At 44.4% G+C, this 17,889-nt stretch carries 15 protein-coding genes; all 15 read left to right on the top strand.

Annotated features, from left to right (window positions below; all coding sequences use genetic code 11):
- Positions 1–8 precede the first annotated feature (8 nt).
- The 15 genes from AC27IJ_RS12355 to AC27IJ_RS12285 all read left to right on the top strand — a co-directional run bounded on the left by AC27IJ_RS12355 (position 9) and on the right by AC27IJ_RS12285 (position 17,867).
- The gene (locus tag AC27IJ_RS12355; RefSeq protein WP_312503762.1) at positions 9–410 is read left to right on the top strand and encodes a DUF2634 domain-containing protein; all 402 of its coding nucleotides are present in this window, start codon (positions 9–11) and stop codon (positions 408–410) included.
- Complete coding sequence (locus tag AC27IJ_RS12350) at positions 410–1,480, top strand: baseplate J/gp47 family protein (protein WP_487149105.1); 1,071 nt, start codon at positions 410–412, stop codon at positions 1,478–1,480. Before AC27IJ_RS12355 ends, AC27IJ_RS12350 begins: the two co-directional genes overlap by 1 nt.
- The gene (locus AC27IJ_RS12345) at positions 1,473–2,027 is read left to right on the top strand and encodes a putative phage tail protein (RefSeq protein ID WP_312503765.1); all 555 of its coding nucleotides are present in this window, start codon (positions 1,473–1,475) and stop codon (positions 2,025–2,027) included. Before AC27IJ_RS12350 ends, AC27IJ_RS12345 begins: the two co-directional genes overlap by 8 nt.
- Entirely contained in the window at positions 2,017–4,215 is a 2,199-nt protein-coding gene (locus AC27IJ_RS12340; RefSeq protein WP_487149103.1) for a hypothetical protein, read from the top strand. Before AC27IJ_RS12345 ends, AC27IJ_RS12340 begins: the two co-directional genes overlap by 11 nt.
- A 264-nt stretch (positions 4,216–4,479) precedes the next feature.
- On the top strand, positions 4,480–4,896 hold the full coding sequence (locus tag AC27IJ_RS12335) for a phage holin family protein (RefSeq protein ID WP_487149101.1): 417 nt from the start codon (positions 4,480–4,482) through the stop codon (positions 4,894–4,896).
- A gap of 80 nt (positions 4,897–4,976) precedes the next feature.
- Positions 4,977–5,132 carry a hypothetical protein gene (locus AC27IJ_RS12330; protein WP_157724375.1) on the top strand — a complete coding sequence of 52 codons (156 nt, stop codon included), beginning with the start codon at positions 4,977–4,979 and terminating at the stop codon, positions 5,130–5,132.
- Position 5,133: 1 nt separating this feature from the next.
- Complete coding sequence (locus AC27IJ_RS12325; protein WP_312447611.1) at positions 5,134–5,964, top strand: peptidoglycan recognition protein family protein; 831 nt, start codon at positions 5,134–5,136, stop codon at positions 5,962–5,964.
- 204 nt (positions 5,965–6,168) lie between these two features.
- A complete protein-coding gene (locus AC27IJ_RS12320) occupies positions 6,169–7,002 on the top strand; it encodes a CPBP family intramembrane glutamic endopeptidase (protein ID WP_312447609.1) in 834 nt (277 codons plus the stop codon).
- A 249-nt stretch (positions 7,003–7,251) separates the two neighbouring features.
- Entirely contained in the window at positions 7,252–8,271 is a 1,020-nt protein-coding gene (locus AC27IJ_RS12315) for a LacI family DNA-binding transcriptional regulator (protein WP_312447607.1), read from the top strand.
- A gap of 22 nt (positions 8,272–8,293) precedes the next feature.
- A complete protein-coding gene (locus AC27IJ_RS12310; protein ID WP_487149097.1) occupies positions 8,294–9,652 on the top strand; it encodes an ABC transporter substrate-binding protein in 1,359 nt (452 codons plus the stop codon).
- A gap of 88 nt (positions 9,653–9,740) precedes the next feature.
- Entirely contained in the window at positions 9,741–10,637 is an 897-nt protein-coding gene (locus tag AC27IJ_RS12305; RefSeq protein WP_312503771.1) for a carbohydrate ABC transporter permease, read from the top strand.
- 12 nt (positions 10,638–10,649) lie between these two features.
- Positions 10,650–11,474: a carbohydrate ABC transporter permease gene (locus tag AC27IJ_RS12300; protein WP_487149095.1), complete on the top strand. Its 825-nt coding sequence runs from the start codon at positions 10,650–10,652 to the stop codon at positions 11,472–11,474.
- Positions 11,475–11,491: 17 nt separating this feature from the next.
- Positions 11,492–14,464: a beta-phosphoglucomutase gene (pgmB, locus tag AC27IJ_RS12295; RefSeq protein ID WP_487149093.1), complete on the top strand. Its 2,973-nt coding sequence runs from the start codon at positions 11,492–11,494 to the stop codon at positions 14,462–14,464.
- 12 nt (positions 14,465–14,476) lie between these two features.
- Entirely contained in the window at positions 14,477–16,195 is a 1,719-nt protein-coding gene (locus tag AC27IJ_RS12290) for an amylo-alpha-1,6-glucosidase (protein WP_313257047.1), read from the top strand.
- Between the two features lie 13 nt (positions 16,196–16,208).
- A complete protein-coding gene (locus tag AC27IJ_RS12285; protein ID WP_312447592.1) occupies positions 16,209–17,867 on the top strand; it encodes a glycoside hydrolase family 13 protein in 1,659 nt (552 codons plus the stop codon).
- Positions 17,868–17,889: the final 22 nt, after the last annotated feature.

Here is a 17,889-nt window from a genome sequence, read left to right as displayed (position 1 = left end):
GTGTTGCCATGCTTCCGGTGACAGGTAATATTTTAGAACGGGATTTTAAGATGGTACAGATACCGTCAAAGACCTTTCGGCTGGATACGGAAAACAAGCGAGTGACCGGAATGGCTGATGGTTTGGATGCGGTAAAGCAAGCGGTTTTCTGTATTCTTAATACAGAACGGTTCGAATGGTTGATTTATAGCTGGAATTATGGTGTGGAGCTTAACGGATTATTTGGGAAGTCAACAGGGCTGGTAAAGGCAAAGATCAAAAAGAGAATCAAAGAAGCATTGCAGCAGGATGACAGAATTCAGAGCGTTGACACGTTTTCCTTTGAAAGCAATGGGCGGATACTCCATGTAAGTTTTATAGTTCATACTACTTACGGTGAAATTATGATTGAGAAGGAGGTGAGTATTTAATGTATGATAATATGACGTATGAGGTTATTTTGAGACGGATGTTGGATCGGGTTCCTCAGGGCTTAGATAAACGGGAGGGATCTTTAATCTATACGGCGCTTACAGCAGCAGCGGCAGAAATGCAGATCATGTACATAGAGTTTGATACAATATTAAACGAAACCTTTGCAGACACTGCATCCAGGGGGAATTTAATTCGCAGAGCCGCAGAACGGGGAATGCAGCCTAAAAAGTCAACCAGAGCGGTCTTAAAAGCGGTTGCCACTCCTGAAACAGCTGCGATTTCAATTGGCGACCGTTTCCGTCTAGGACTTAACAATTATGTGATTTCGGGCAGCATGGGCGAAGGGGCCTATCAGGTTACTTGTGAAACCGCCGGGGCAAGCGGGAATCACCAGTTTGGCCGCTTGATTCCGGTATTGAATATTCCAGGACTTACAGCCATGGAAATGACGGAGCTGTTAATTCCGGGAGAAGATGATGAGGAAACGGAAGTGTTCCGAAAAGCCTATTTTGATTCCTTTCATGAAAAGTCTTTTAGCGGTAACCGAAAGGACTACATGGATAAAACAAATGGCATTCCAGGAGTCGGGGCAACGAAGATCACCAGGGCTTGGAATGGCGGTTCTACCGTTAAATTAACAATACTGGATTCTAACTTTAATAAGGCTTCCGATCTTTTAGTACAAACCGTTCAGGAAACAATAGATCCGGCGCAAAGTGGAAGCGGAGATGGTCTTGCTCCGATTGACCATATTGTAACCGTAGATACAGCTGAGGAAATAAGGATACAGATTAACAGCACCCTGGAGCTTGATAATAACTATCCTAATGAGGCTTTACAGGAACAGATAGGCAACACGGTTGATGCTTATTTAGGAGAACTAAGAGCCTCATGGGAAGGTCTTGGAGATCATGGGTGTATCATAAGAATCTCACAGCTGGAGGCAAGAATTTTAGAAATTCAGGGCATTTACGATATCAGTCACACACGTATAAATGGAGCGGCAGAAAATCTGGAATTAAAAAAGTACCAGATTCCAATATATGGAGGGATTGAAATTGATTAGAGAAGTTAATTTGTTGTCCTATATTCCTGACTTCCTTAAGGAATATGAAGAAATGAGGGCCGTACAGGAAATGCTCCAACCGGAGATACAGCGGTTGGAGGATGAAACAGAGAGTGTATTTGACAACCAGTTCATTTTAAGTTCTGATATTAAAAGTATCAAGCGCTTTGAACGAATGCTGCGTATTTCGCCGTTAGCTGAGGATACGCTGGCTGACAGACGTTTTAAGGTGTTGTCAAAATGGAATCGCATGATCCCATATACAAAGATTACTTTAAAGCAAAAACTGTCTGTTTTATGCGGAGAGGATGGTTTTACGCTGGAAATTGATCCAAGAAAGGTTATTACTGTCCGAGTGGCATTAAAAAGCAAAAGGAATTTTTATGAAGTGAAGGAAATGCTGGAGGAATTTGTGCCTTGCAATATGGTCATTGATTTGGACCTCCTTTATAATCAGCACAGTTTGCTTTGTAAATTTACTCATAAACAATTAGCAGCCTGGAGCCACAGGCAGATAAGAAATGAGGTGCTTATCAGTGGGGAATGAAACAAAGAATTATAAGTTTCCGAAGCCAAGTGAAGATGATTTTTATGATATATCAGAATACAATAAGGCTATGGATATTTTAGATGAAACATTGACAGAAATGAGTGACCGAAAGCTGGATAGCAATGGGAATGCTTCGGATGTAGTTACTGAATTCAGTCAGGAAATTTTACGTAATAATATCGAATCTGGAGAAAAATTATCGGTTTCTCATGGAAAAGTGCAAAAATGGTTTTCAGAGATGAAAAATATAGCTTTTTCCGGTCTGGCATCGGATGTGGCGCAGGATGCGGCTCATCGTTATGTAACGGATACGGAAAAAAATGGATGGAATGCTAAGGTTTCGGCTTCAGGAGGGGATATTTCTGGTACGAAGATAGGTTCGCTTGAAAATATTACGACTGGATTTCCGGTTCCGGCAGAAGGAGAAACGCCAAAAGTGTTTCTGGGGAAGGTTAAAAAGTTTATAGAGGATACTAAAGGCAGGTACCTTGAAGCCGATGTAGCCTACTATGTGGCAACAACTGGTTCTGATGATTCAGGTGAGGGTACACAGAATAAGCCATTTAAAACCATTCAAAAGGCAATGAATATTGTACCTAAAGATTTGGGTGGATACACTGTGACAATCAATGTTGCCGAAGGAACACATGTTGAAAAATTAACCTTAAATGGTTATTTCAGTGGAAAGTTTATTCTAACTGGACCTACATCTGGTAACGCAGTTATTGATGGTGGTAGAGAACGTCATATCATAAGCAACAATTCTTGTGCGGTAGAAGTTGCGTATTTACAGTTTAAGTGCCCTACAGCTATTCCAGCGTATGACGGTCTTGTTAATTGTACAAATAATAGCTTTTTAACTTTTCTATTTTGTACATTTGATGGTATAAATACGGTTGAAACAACCAACAGCTTAGGTGTTAATATTGTTGGAAGTATTGTTGAACTTGATACCTGTGTCTTCAACAATTGTACTGTGTGTATCTACTCTCCAGTATTGAATGACAAAGCAAATCCTCCAGGACAAATTGCTATTAGAAAATGTACTGGTGATAACAACGTTAGGGCATATATATGTCAAGGAAGTATTCTACAACTTAAAGACAGCTTTCTCCCAACAGCGACCGAAACTCCAATTATTGCCTCTGGGGGACTTGTAGTTCGCAATACTGGAGCATTAATAGGTGCGCTTCAAACGTATACCACTTACTACGTTGCAACCACTGGTTCGGATACAACGGGAGACGGCACACCAGCGAAACCGTACAAAACTATTCAATATGCGATTAATGCATTACCAAAGAATCTCGGGGGATTTACAGCAACTATCAATGTAGCAAACGGTACATATGTGGAGAACTTGTATATCTATGATTATACAGATGGCACGATAATCATCAAATCTCAGAGTTACACCGATACGGTGAATGATGCATGCGTCATTTTCGGGTCTGTGACCATAGGTAGGACAACGGCGTTTGTACATATCAACAGCATCAAGGTAGATATACCGAGTGCCTCCAGTGATTCTGTGATCATAGATAGATGTTCCCTTGTTAGACTAGCTTACATTAAGGTTGTAAAGAGTAATCTATCGAATAATGCAATTTACGCATCGAGTGACAGTAGTATAAATTTGATATCATGTGAGATATCAAATCACCTCAGGGCTATACACGTTGACTACTCCAAGGCATATGTAAGTAACTGTACCGGTACTGGTAATACATATGGTATATATTCGGCAAGCGGTGGCGATGTGAGGATATGGGGAACGACTCCAGATGGTACAACAAAGTCCATGACTGGTGGGGGCGGTACAATATTCTATGACTCCGGAACGCAGTTAACCGGATTGATAAATACGGGTCTATCATGTACATGGGCGTCATTATATGGTGGTTATGTCCGTCATGGTAGTCCAACCTCAAGGGCAATGGTTACGATTCAGATCAGGGTAACAATCACAACTGCATTATCAGCCGGAGTTGAGTATTCAGTCAACGGTTTTCCGCCGATGACTTCATATGCTCTATATGCGTTAGTACCTGTAAATTGTAACTACCCAGGTGTTATACAGCAGGCATTTATGGACACAAATGGAAGTATAAGGATTACACCCAATAAGGCGCTATCAACTTCCGACGCTTTTGTACTCGGTTGCACATATCTAACAACCCAATAAGGAGGAATTATTATGAAACGTGAGAGTATTAAGGTTGGTTAAACAATTCTGGACATTGCTGCTGGTAGTTGTGGCTTAGATCGTGCAGGAGATACAGCTACCGTTGCCATTGTAATAGGCTCAAATACGAATGAGGCTATACACAAGGCTTTGACCTCTGGCAACGTCATCACTAAGTACGATATGTATTTTAAAATGATCTGATGAAATAAAAAACTATTAGTAACTCAATTAAGATACAATTATTAGAAATGAGGTGAGAAAATGAAACACATTCTATGCACCCTTATCGGAATCATCGTCAACATCTTCACAACCCTATTTGGCATCTGGGATGTCAGTATCGGCACCCTAATCCTATTCATGGCCATCGATTTCTTCTCCGGCCTAGCTGTAGCCGGAATATTCCACAACAGCCAAAAAACAGAAACCGGCACCTTAGAATCCAAAGCCGGCCGAAAAGGCCTCTGCAGAAAATGCATGACCCTGCTATTTGTACTAATCGCCCACCGCCTGGACCTCTCCCTAGGCACCCACTACATACGCGACACAGTCATCATAGGCTTTATGGCAAACGAGCTCATATCCATCGTAGAAAATGCAGGCCTCATGGGCCTGCCTCTCCCAGCAGCCATAATTAATGCCATAGACATTTTAAACAAAAAATCGCAACCATCATAACCACAATTAAAACCCATCTCCCCCCGGTACATTCCCACCCCATCCATCATATAATAATACAAAAAGGACAAGGTGAATTAATGGTTAAAAGCGAAGCAACAGAAACTATGCCAAACATAGAACTGCTGGGAATACAGGAAAATCTAAAGAATTCCGATTACACGGAGATTGAACGTTTCAGGGAATCCTTTGATGCAGACGAGATGGGTTTTGTGGGCCTAAGGGAAGGAATTTAATATGGAAGTTCAAAAACTATTGACACCATACAACTACAGCAACGGTCAGATCGACCGGATAAAATATATTGTAATACACTATGTAGGAGCTCTTGGAGGAGCAGAAGCAAACTGCAAATATTACGCCTCCCAATACATTGGGGCCAGCGCCCATTATTTTGTCGGATTCAGCGGAGAAATATGGCAATCCGTTGAGGACAAAGATATTGCATGGCATTGCGGAGCAAAAACATATACCCATCCGGAATGCCGCAACAGCAACAGCCTGGGAATAGAGCTTTGTGTCAGGAATAAAGGCAGCCAGTCAGATACAAGCAGAGACTGGTATTTTGAAGATGCAACAGTAGAAACCGCGGCCCAGCTGACAAAAGAACTGATGAAACAGTACAACGTTCCGGCGGATCATGTAATCCGCCATTATGATGTAACGGGAAAAATCTGTCCCAATCCTTATGTATACAATCATACCGAACATACCTGGGACGGCTTTAAAGCAGCACTGGCAGAAGAACCGCTGCATAAAACCGGCTGGATCGAAGAAGAGGGCGGCTGGAAATTCTACTTAGGGAATACTGGGAAATATGTTACGAACGACTGGTATAAGGACGGAGAAAACTGGTATTGGTTCGATGATGCCGGATTTATGGTAAAAGATACATGGAAGACCGGATCAGATGGTAAATGGTATTATCTAAATGCCAACGGCGCTATGGCCAAAAACCAGTGGATCATCTGGAAAGAAGAGCTATACCGGGTTACGGAAGACGGAAGCATGTTTGACGGAAAAATAAATTTAAGCACAGATGAAAAAGGTGCCCTGTATATTGTCTGAAAAAATGACGGGAGTCCGGCAATCCGGCCCCGTCTAAAATTATGGAAGCCGTCAAAAGATGCTGGAAAATATCCATACACTATGCTAAAATGGCCTGTATAACGGATTATGTGCATCCCAAGGAATTCATCAGAAGATGATCCCATGGATCAGCGGCATCGGAATTTTTCCAACTTCATAAACAACAGTCAGAGAGGTATCCCTATGCTGGATTACAAACGAAACCCAATTCCAATCATTCTCATGTTTTATGCCATTTGCTTTGCATTCCGTACAATAGAATATTTCATATTCCGTACTGACCAATCGATGATCGGTGAAGCATTTATACATAAACTGGCCGGCATTCTACTGCTTGCGGCCTCCATGCCATTATTCCGGTATTCATGGGCAGAAGTCGGCTTTTCTCATAAAAAGGTGCTCCGAAATATTTCGTTAGGAGCGCTGCTTGGCGCCGTTGTTTTTACTGTAGGCTATGGAATTGAAATACTGATTCAATTGTCAGCTGGCAATTTTACTGGACTTAAGTTATACGTAACCAGCTATTCCGTTTTAGGCAACAGAGGGATGCAAAGCAGCATTCTGTTTATCATGATCTGTATAGCAGGAAACATGATCAATGTAATAATGGAAGAGGGAGTTTTCCGGGGACAGTTTGTCAGGCTGGCAGAAGAAAAGTATTCCTTTTTCGCAGCATGTATCCTGTCTTCCGTTCTTTTTGGAGTATGGCATATCATGCAGCCCTTAAGAAATGTAATAGACGGCAGTCAGTCCATGGCAGGTGCATTTATGGCCGGCCTGATACTGGTAGTCACCAGTACTCTGCTGGGAATTCAGTACTGCATGCTTTACAAGCTTACAGGATCCTTATGGGCAGGAATGGCAGCTCATTTTATGAATAACACCACGGTCAATCTCTTGCATGTGGTTACGGCTTCCGGCGTGGATGAACTACTGACTGTCCGCATCGCCATTGCACAAACCCTTTCTTTTCTCATAGTACTTTTCTTATATATCTCTCGTAACAGAAAGGCATAGATCCCATCCGTAGGAAGAAATGAGAACAAGCTTCTCAAGCAAATCCCGGAGGACAAAATGCCTAAAAATAACGACGATAATTCGGCATTTATAACAAACAAAATAAAATATATTGACACGGACCTAAGAAAATGTTATTTTGTAATCATCAAAAACGTTTTCGCAAATAGGTATTTCATGCAACACTTCTAAAAAGAAGTGTTAAAAAAAACCAAAGACCAAAAACGTTTTTGGAAAAAGAGGTGTAGAATGGCAAAATCAATTTATGACGTGGCACAGGAAACGGGATTATCAGTAAGTACGGTGTCAAGAGCATTAAACGGATACAGCGATGTATCGGCCAAAACCAGGGCGCGCGTGGTGGAGGCGGCGGAAAGACTTGGGTATGTTCCCAATACCAGTGCCAAAAATCTGTCTTCAAAGAACAAAAAGAATGTGGCTTTACTCATCTGCGGACTTTTGGAAGAGGCCCAGTCTAACGAGTTTATGATGAATGTTATCCAGGGAGCTTATACCTACATGATGAAGCATGAGATCAATCTGGCCACGTATTCCATTGGGAAGGAAGAACAGGAAAAAAAGGATTTTGACACATTTTGCAGAGAATATTCATTATCTGGAGCCGTAATTATGGGTCTCAGGATAACGGATCCTTTGGTAAAGAGCCTGCCTCACTCCACCCTGCCCTGTGTGTCCATTGATATCCAGCTGGACGGAGCATGCACATCGGCAGTCATGACAGATGACAGAAAGGCGTTTGAGCAGGTCACCCAGTACGTGATCGACCGTGGACACCGGAAACTGATTCTTGTTTATGGGCGGAAAAAGTCTGACGTTTCCATCAGACGTCAACAGGGTTATTTAGATGCCCTTGAAAAGAACGGCATTGATCCCAGAAACTGCAAAGTGATCTATACGGACTTTATGGAACAGAAAGCGTATGAAGGAACAAAAAAACTGCTGAAAGAATATAAAGAGGAGGCTGGGACCGCGTTTGTCTGCATGAGCGACTTAACAGCCATAGGCGTTTTAAGAGCAGTCCAGGAGCTGGGATATCAGAGCCCAAAAGATTTTTCCATTACCGGTTATGACGGCAACTACTTTATGAAATACATTGATCCTTTTATCACCCGCATCGACCAGAACATGTGGCAAAAAGGCTATGATGCGGCAAAACTTCTCATGAAAATGGTTAATGACGAAAAGTATTCCAGGGTTCATATGACAAAATATTTTCTTGAGGAAGGCAAGAGTGTGAAGCAATTGTAAATAAATATTAAGGAGGAAATTTATGAAAAGAAAATTGGCGGGGATTATGGCAGCTGTTATGGCTGCGGCAACGGTGATCAGCGGCTGTTCCGGTGGGAACAGTAAAACAACGGCACCAGGGACAGGCAATACTGAAAATGCATCTGGTAAGGAAATACAGATGACCTTTCCAACCTATCTGGCAGGTGAAAATGTTGGTGCAGTTTTCTTTCTCCCTGAAGTAGAGCGGTTTAATCAGAAGTACGCAGGCAAGTATAAGATCGTGATCGAGGAAGTTCCTCAGGCCCAGTATGCGGAAAAGATTAAGCAGTTGGCCCAGCAGAATAAGCTACCCGCTATTGTCCACGCACCTGGTTCCGGTGGAATCGATCTTCAGTGGTTTAAGAGCGTAGCTCTGGCCAATGGCATGGCATACGATTTAAGTGAATTTGCAAATGCTAACCCGGAGGTAAAGAATAACTGGATTGACGATTCCGTGGATTACTGCACCGTGGACGGAAAACTAATCTGTAAGCCCCTTTCCGTGTTAAAGCCTGTGGGTCTGTATTATAACAATACCATGTATAAGCCGGAAAAGGCCGTCAAAGATATGAGCCTTGACGAATTCACGGAAAGCATCGGAGATAACAAGTTCGCATTCCAGACTGCGGAAAATGCATGGACATCAGGACTTCTACTTACCGCCCTTATTGCCAATCAGGAGGGGGGAGAGGCGTATCTGGCTCAGTATGTGGATGACAAGCTGTATGATTACACCGATGCAAAGGTCGTTTCCGCAATAACCATTCTGCAGAAACTCCTTCAGAGTAATGCATCAGCCAATACCATTGGTGCAGCTTACGCAGATGCCGCCAATGCATTTATGAGCAAAAGTGCTGCTCTTATATGCAACGGTTCCTGGATGGCCTCTGATTTTGATAAAGAATCAGCAGACAAGTGGTCAAATGGATTTACCGGTGAGGAAGTGACTTCAGATATTTATCCAGGTAATTTTGCCATTGCCAATCCAAGAGTATTCGGTGAGTTCTGGATCGCAAATACCGCTTCTGATGAGGAAAAAGAGCTGGCAAAAGCTTTCTTTGCTTTCCGTGATTCCAAGGAAGAAATCGAGCAGCTGGTACTGACCGAAGGCGGAGTGGCTCCGAAGCTGGAATACAGCGATGAATTCTTAAAGAAACAGGCGGAAAACCGCATCTTATCCCAGCTTGCCGAAAGCATGGATGAAAATACCAAGTACACGGCATCTATTTTCGATGTGATGCCAGCTTCTGTTGCTGATACGGAATTTGGAAAGCTGCTTCCTAAGCTGGCAGATGGAACTCTTACGCCGGAGGAATTTTGCAGCCAATTGACTCAGAAGGCGGAAGAAGCTAAAAACTAAACATCGTAACATGGGAATTAAATACTGTTGCAAAAGCCTGCGAAAACAGGTGTATTGCAGCAGTATTTTTTAGAAAGAGGGGAAGAAAATGAAAGCAGGAAAATCAAATTCCACTGTTTTGGAGAGAAGGAATTATAAGTGGTGCTACTTATTTTTGCTGCCCTCCCTCCTGATATTTTTGCTGTTTTACTTATCGCCAATCCTTACGGTAATCGCCACATCCTTTACCAAGTGGGATGGCTTCAACAAACCGGTTTTTATTGGGCTTAAAAATTACATCGATCTTTTTCATTCCAAAACCTTTCTCATATCTTTGAAAAACCTTCTTGCCTGGTCCGTGATTGCGGCCACTCTCCATTTAGGGTTCGGCGTGCTGATGGCATTTGTCCTATACGCAAAGCCCAAAGGCTGGAAATTCACCAGAGTAATTTTTATGGTGCCAAACGTGATCTCAGCGGCTGCATGGGCCATGATATATAAATTCATTTTCAATGACGATATGGGAATTTTAAATAACCTGATCCGAAGATTTTCCCCGGACTTTCATGTCCAATGGTTCTTCCAGTCCCCATATGCATTCTGGGCGGTTACATGCACATGGATTTTTTATGCGGTTATTGTAACCTTGGTAGTATTAAATGATTTAATGGCAGTCCCTGAGGAAGTGGTAGAAGCCGCAAGGGTAGACGGGGCCTCCCCGTGGCAGCTGACCCGTCATATCATGCTTCCCCTTTGCAGAAATGCCATTGGGACCGGAGTGATCTGTTCCATTACTTCCAGGATCGCCATGTATGAGCAGATCAGGCTGACGACCGCAGGCGGCCCTGGGGACGATACCATGAATATACCATTAATCCTGGTCAATTCCATATCTGATATGAAATACGGGTACGCCAATGCCAACGGTATGGTCATGTTTGCTTTAGGCCTTATTATTCTGGCAGTCGTCAATATTACATTCCGTATGAATGACAGTATTTATTAGGAGGAGGGTGCAATGAAGAAAAAGATTACTGTATTTTGTATGTATTTTCTTATGGTCTTTACTGTGATCATATCGGTCTTTCCGATTCTCTGGGTGATCATGTCATCCTTTAAAACAAATGCCCAGATTCTTGGAAATCCATTTACATTGCCGTCTTCCATAAGTTTTGAACCATATATATACTTATTTGAGAAATATGATTTTCTGCGGTACGCGGTCAATTCCTTTCTGGTCTGCATTACCTCAACGTTCCTGTCACTGCTGTTCTTTGCCATGGGCGCTTATGTGATCGGAAAGTTCCGTTTTCCAGGAAAATCCCTGATTTTTGCATTGTTTACCATTACTCTTCTGGTACCTTCCCATTCCAAGGCACAGCCCATCTTCTCCCTGATCATGAAGATGAATCTGTATGACAACATCTGGGGTCTGGCGGTGGTTTACTTATCCATGGGGCTGGCAATGTCGGTGTTTATCTTAAAGTCCACCTTTATGTCCATTCCTGCCTCCTTAGATGAGGCGGCAAGGCTTGAAGGGGCAGGCTTTCTCCGGGTATTTTTCCAGATCAACCTTCCTCTGGCAAAAGGAGGGCTTGCTACGGCCGGGATTCTTATGTTTTTAAATAACTGGAATGAATTTTTTTATGCTTCCCTGCTGACCTCTTCCAATAGGAACAGGACTTTACCGGTGGCGCTGCAATTTTTTACCGAATCATTTTCATATGACTATACAAAGCTGTTTGCCGCTTTGACCCTTGTCGTGCTTCCTGGCATCATTTTATATGCGCTGGCCCAGGAGCAGGTACAGGCCAGCGTTGCGGCATCAGGAGTAAAAGGCTGACAATATAGGAGGGCATAATGTTTAACACAATGAATTTTTTGAAGGGTCAGGGAGATTTAAAAAACTGGCTGATGGAGGAAACGGAATTTGATGCCCGGAATCTGGGAAAATACGAGGCGGTTTTTGCCCAGGGAAATGGTTACATAGGGATGCGAAACGCCCTGGAAGAGCGGTATGTGGAAGAAGTGAGGAACACGTTCATCACCGGAACCTTCAATAAAGCAGGAGATGAAGAGGTGACGGAGCTTCCCAATATTCCGGATGTAACAGCTATGAATATCTATGTTGACGGATACCGTCTGAACCTGCAGTCCGGAAAGGTAAGGTCGTATTCCAGGGTCATGAACTTAAAGAACGGAGAAACCACCAGAAAGGTTGTATGGGAATGTCCATCGAAGACTCTGGTAACGGCTGTTTTTAAACGGTTTGTATCTTTAAATAATGAACATGTTGCGGCGGAATGCTTTGAGCTGTCCTGTGACGGCAGCGCGCAGTTGGTGATTGAAACGGGAATACATGGGGATGTAACAAACCAAGGGGCCATGCATTTCGAGAATTTAAGGCGCAGGATCTATGACGGGATCACCATGCAGTTTCTGGCGGAAACGACCGAGTCCCGGGTGCTGGCGGCGGTCCACAGTGCCTGCAGGATAAGCCGGGAGGAAAAGCCTCTTCCGGTTATGGGAAGAAGAAATATGGATCTGCGCTGGTCCGTGAAAGCAGAGGCCGGTGAAACCATCCGCTTGGAAAAGATATCCTGCTTTCATTCCTCCAGGGATCTGGCTTATGAAAAGGAAGAACATTCCGGTATGTCGGAACGGCTGAAAGCAGACGGCATGGAGTGCTTACGGATAGAATTTGATAAGGGTTATGACAGACTGCTGGCGGAGTCAGAGGCAGTGTGGGAAGAATTCTGGAAAGATCATGAGGTGACCATACGGGGAAATGATGATTTTGATCAGCTTGCCCTCCGGTTTGCCCAGTACCATTTGAATATCATGGTGAAAAAGGATGACAACCGGGTGGGAATCGCTGCAAAGGCTCTGACAGGTGAAGGCTATAAGGGCCATTCCTTTTGGGATACGGAGATGTTTATCCTGCCTTATTTTACCCTTACGGAACCCAAAACCGCCAGAACGCTTCTGGAATACCGCTACAGAAATCTATATGGCGCCCGCAAAAAGGCCGCCGAAAACGGCTGGGAGGGAGCCATGTATCCTTGGGAGTGCGCCTGGATCGACGACGGCGAGGTAACTCCCTTATATCTTGGCACCGATGTGGTAACGGGCAAGGTGCAAAAGTGCCTGACAGGATTAATCGAGCACCATATCAGCGCTGATGTGGCTTATGCGGTATGGCAGTATTACCAGGTCTCTGGAGATCAGGACTATATGGACCGGTACGGATATGAGATCATACTGGATACTGCACTTTTCTGGTCCAGCCGCCTGGAATGGAATGAGAAAAAGAGCTGTTACGAAATCCTTGATGTGATCGGACCGGATGAGTATAAGGAGCATGTGGACAATAATGCCTACACCAATTATATGGCAGATTACAATATGGGGCTGGCTGAGCTTATTATAGAAGCTTTGCCAATGGAAAATAAGGAGGTTTCAGACCGGCTGGACCAGAAGTTCCATTTTGGCCAGTTAAAACAGAGGCTAAACGAAAAGAGGGCAAAGCTCTACTTACCGGTGCCCGGGGAAGACGGTATTGTCCCTCAAACCGACCAGTATATGAGCTTAGAGCCCATTGATCTGGCACCTTATAAGGCCTCCGGAAAGGTCTTGGGAATCCACCAGGATTATAATATGGAGCAGATGGGGAAATTGATGGTTTCCAAACAGGCCGATACAGTCATGCTGGATTTTGTGCTGCCGGATTTATTTTCCTTGAAAACAAAAAGAGAAAATTTTGTGTTTTATGAAGATAAGACCCTTCATGATTCATCCTTAAGCCGCTGCGTTCATGCGGTTTTAGCCAATGATTACGGAATGGAGGACATGGCATACCAAATGCATCAGGCGGCATGCTCCATCGATCTGGGACCAAATATGAAATCTTCAGAGGAAGGAATTCACAGTGCCTCCATCGGGGGGATCTGGTTAAGCTGCGTCATGGGCTTTGGAGGGCTGAGGATCCGCCGTGGTAACCTAGAGCTTAATCCCAAGCTTCCTAAGGCATGGGATGAGCTTCGGTTTCCCCTGGTGTGGAAGGGCCAGAAGCTGACGGTTACAGTGGAAAAGAAAGGCGTTACGATCGCAAACGACGGAAGCAGCCCGGTGTCGCTTATGGTATTCGGAAGAAGCAGCAGAGTGGAACCGGAAGCATCTGTTTACGTGGAAAAGAAAACCTATGAAGCGGTTATTTTTGATCTGGACGGAGTGATCTGTCATACCGATCATTACCACTATCTTGCATGGAAAGAGGTGGCAGATGAGCTGGGGATTTATTTTGATGAGATCATCAATAACCGGCTGCGGGGTGTCAGCCGGAAGGAAAGCTTTGATATCATATTGGAACGGTATGATAAGGTCATGAGGGAAGAAGATAAGGAAATTTATCTGACGAAAAAAAATGAGGGTTATAAAAAGCTGTTGGAAGGCATGACCCCTTCCGATTTGTCTGCGGAAACAAAGAATACATTGATGGAGCTTAGAAAACGGGGGATCAAGCTGGCTATCGGCTCTTCCAGCAAGAACGCAGGACTGATCTTAAAGCAGTTGGGATTGGAACATTTTTTTGACGCAATCTCTGACGGAAATGCAATCACCCATTCAAAACCTCATCCGGAAGTATTTCAAAAGGCAGCTTCCATGCTGAACTGCAAGGCGGAAAACTGCCTTGTAGTAGAAGATGCCGAAGCAGGGCTTAAGGCAGCAAAATCTGGCGGAATGGATTGCGCAGCAGTGGGAGATGCGGTAAAATCTATATTAGCAGATTATAAGCTGTCAGCCTTTTGCCAGCTGCTGGAAATCGTTAGATAAGGAGGAATGCAGATGGAGGAACACAGGATAGAAATGGACATCCGCTCCGTACCTTTTAGCAGATACGGCTCTTATTTGGCATTTTCCCATCCTCAGGATGGCACGAAGGAATTTGACAGCCACATTGCGGTACGGGTACTTTACGGCGCGTTTTCCCAACAGGAGACTTATCCCATCATACCGATAAATGATGATGGGAAGCCGGAAGAAAAGATTTCAGTTTCCATGTCGCCCTGGGAACTTAATGTAACTTCCGAAACAGGAGGATACTCCATATGTTTTGGGGATGAGGAAGGGTTTCTCCTGAAAGCAAACAGCTCCGTTCTGATCACAAAGACAAAAGCGGGATCCTATGACAGAGTGATGGGCCACATGGATGGAAGCTTTGAAATAGCGGGAGATGATATGGCCCTCCATGTGACCCTGCGAAAAGGAAAGGCAAAGGATCAATCGGCATGTCCGGACAATGGCTTTGGAAGCAGCAGGACGGGGCTTCTTTTAAGCCCGGTGGAGGGAGAGCTGCTGGCCGTAATTACCCTTACCGGTTTAAGTCCGCAGAAAAAAGAGTACGGGAGCTATGCTTCATGCCGTCAGACGGTAAAAGAGGAATATCTGGAGTTTGAGGACCGGATCATGAAAGATTTAAAAAGGGCGGATCCTGCATATGAAAAAGCCGGAAGGGAAGCAGCTTATGTTTTGTGGCATTCCGTGCTCCAACCTTCCGGTTATATCAAAAGACCGGTAATGGTCATGACAAAAAATTGGATGAATCTGGTATGGAGCTGGGATTATGCCTTTAACGGCCTTGCCCTGGTTTCGTCCCATCCGGAGCTGGCATACGGCCAGTTTTTAGCCATGGCGGACCAACAGGATGTGTATGGTGCATACCCCGATGCTTACCAGGCAAGGAAGATCATCCGTTCCTTTGTAAAGCCTCCGGTTCAGGGATTTATTCTAAAGAAAATGTTTCAGATCCATGATCCGGGCAGGGAAGTAAAGGAGAGTCTGTACCGTTCCGTCGCCTCCTTTACCGATTGGTGGCTGACCTACCGGGTGGAGGAAAACGGCATCCCTACCTACCAGCATGGCAATGATTCCGGCTGGGACAATGCCACAGTTTTCCGTCTGGGCTTACCGGTCCAGTCGCCGGATTTATCGGCCTGGCTTGTATTGCAGATGGAGTTTCTGGAGCATACGGCAAGGCAGCTTGGGTGGCTGCCGGAGGCTGAAGCGTGGAAGGAAAAGGGGGAAAATCTGCTTTCTAAGCTGCTGGACTATTTTGTGAGAGACGGCCGGTTTGAAGCGGTGAAGATTCCTGAGATGGAAGTGGTGCCTTCCGATTCCCTGATTTTGTATCTTCCCCTGATCCTTGGGGAGCACCTTCCAAAGGAGCTTCGGGAAAATCTGATATCAGGGCTTTTAGAGAAAGGCCATCTGGCCGGTCCCTGGGGATTTGCATCAGAGCCTTTGGACAGTATGCTGTTTGAAGAAGACGGATACTGGCGGGGAGCGGTCTGGCCAGCCGCTACCATGATTCTGGCAGATGCCTTGAGACAGTGCGGCAGACAGAAAGAGGCACGCTATTATGCGGAACGTTTCTGCAGACTTTGTGTTGAAAATGGATTTTATGAAAATTACAGTGCACTGGACGGGCGGGGCCTAAGGGATCACGGTTTTACCTGGACAGCCAGTGTGTTCCTTATTCTGCTGCGTGATTATGTATTGGATTAGAAAGGAGAAGACTATGAAAATTTGGTGGAAAGAATCTGTAGTATATCAAATTTACCCCAGAAGCTTCTGTGACAGCAATGGGGATGGGATCGGTGATATAGGGGGGATCATAAGCAAGCTGGACTATTTAAAGGAACTGGGGATCGATGTGATTTGGTTGTCTCCCGTGTACGATTCTCCAAACGATGATAATGGCTACGATATCCGTGATTACCGTAACATCATGAAGGAATTTGGAACCATGGAGGAGTTTGACAGATTTCTAACAGAACTGCATAAACGGGGAATCAAACTGGTTATGGATCTTGTGGTAAACCACACCTCAGATGAGCATCCATGGTTTCTGGAAAGCAGAAAATCAAAGGATAATCCTTACCGGGATTATTATATCTGGAGAGATGGAAAAGACGGAAAAGAGCCCAATAACTGGGGATCCTGCTTTTCCGGGCCTGCATGGAAATATGATGAGGAGACAGATCAGTATTTCCTTCATCTTTTTTCCGAAAAACAGCCTGACCTAAATTGGGATAACGGGAAGGTCCGGACAGAGGTATACGATATGATGAAATGGTGGCTGGATAAGGGCATCGACGGATTCCGCATGGATGTGATCAGCCTGATCTCCAAACGGGAAGGACTTCCTGACGGTCCGGCCATGATCAATGGGTATGCCAGCTTTAATGTTTCAGCCAACGGCCCGAACGTTCACGAATATTTAAAGGAAATGAACCGGGAGGTTTTATCCGGCTACGATATCATGACCGTAGGAGAGTGTTCCGGCGTGACTCTTGAGGAAGCGGCCAGGTACGCATCCTCTGATGGAAGTGAGCTTAACATGGTATTCCAGTTTGAACATATGGATGTGGATGGGGATCCCGACAACAAATGGACGGATAAGAAGATGTATCTTCCGGATCTTAAGGCTATTATGACAAAATGGCAGAAAGGGCTTGAGGGAATAGCCTGGAACAGCCTGTTCTGGGATAATCATGATCAGCCCAGAGTTGTTTCCCGTTTTGGAAGTGACTGTGAGGAATACCGGGAACGCTCAGCTAAGATGCTTGCCACCTGCCTCCACATGATGCAGGGAACTCCTTATGTGTATCAGGGAGAGGAACTGGGCATGACCAATGTCCCTTTTGAAACTATCCATGATTTTCGGGATTTGGACAGCATAAATGCCTACTATGAGCTGACAGAAAAAGGAATTTTTACCCAAGAAGAAATGATGAAGTATTTAAGGTATAAGAGCCGGGACAATGCAAGGACACCTATGCAGTGGGATACAAGCGCGAATGCCGGATTTTCAGAGGCCGCCCCTTGGATCATGGTAAATCCCAATTATGAAAGGATCAACGCCAAAGAACAGGTGGATCGAAAGACTTCAGTATTCCATTATTATAAAAAATTGATCGCTCTGCGCCATGAGTATGAGATCATCGTTTATGGCAGTTACGAGCTGCTGCTTCCCGATGATCCGGATATTTATGCCTACGTGAGGACCTTGGGAGACAGGAAGCTTCTGGTCGTATGCAGCTTCTGCGGACGGACGTTAAATTACAGCATACCAGAGGAGTTTGAATCAGGAACCGTTTTGATCAGCAATTATGAAACAAAGGATAAAAAAAACGGAGAGCTGAAACCTTATGAAGCGCTGGTGATTTATCAATAATTTTATATTTAAGTGAAACGAA

Source organism: Lacrimispora sp. YZC11 (assembly GCF_057543815.1).
The sequence above is the reverse complement of the archived record's forward strand: the minus strand, read 5'-3'. Positions and strand labels throughout refer to the sequence as shown.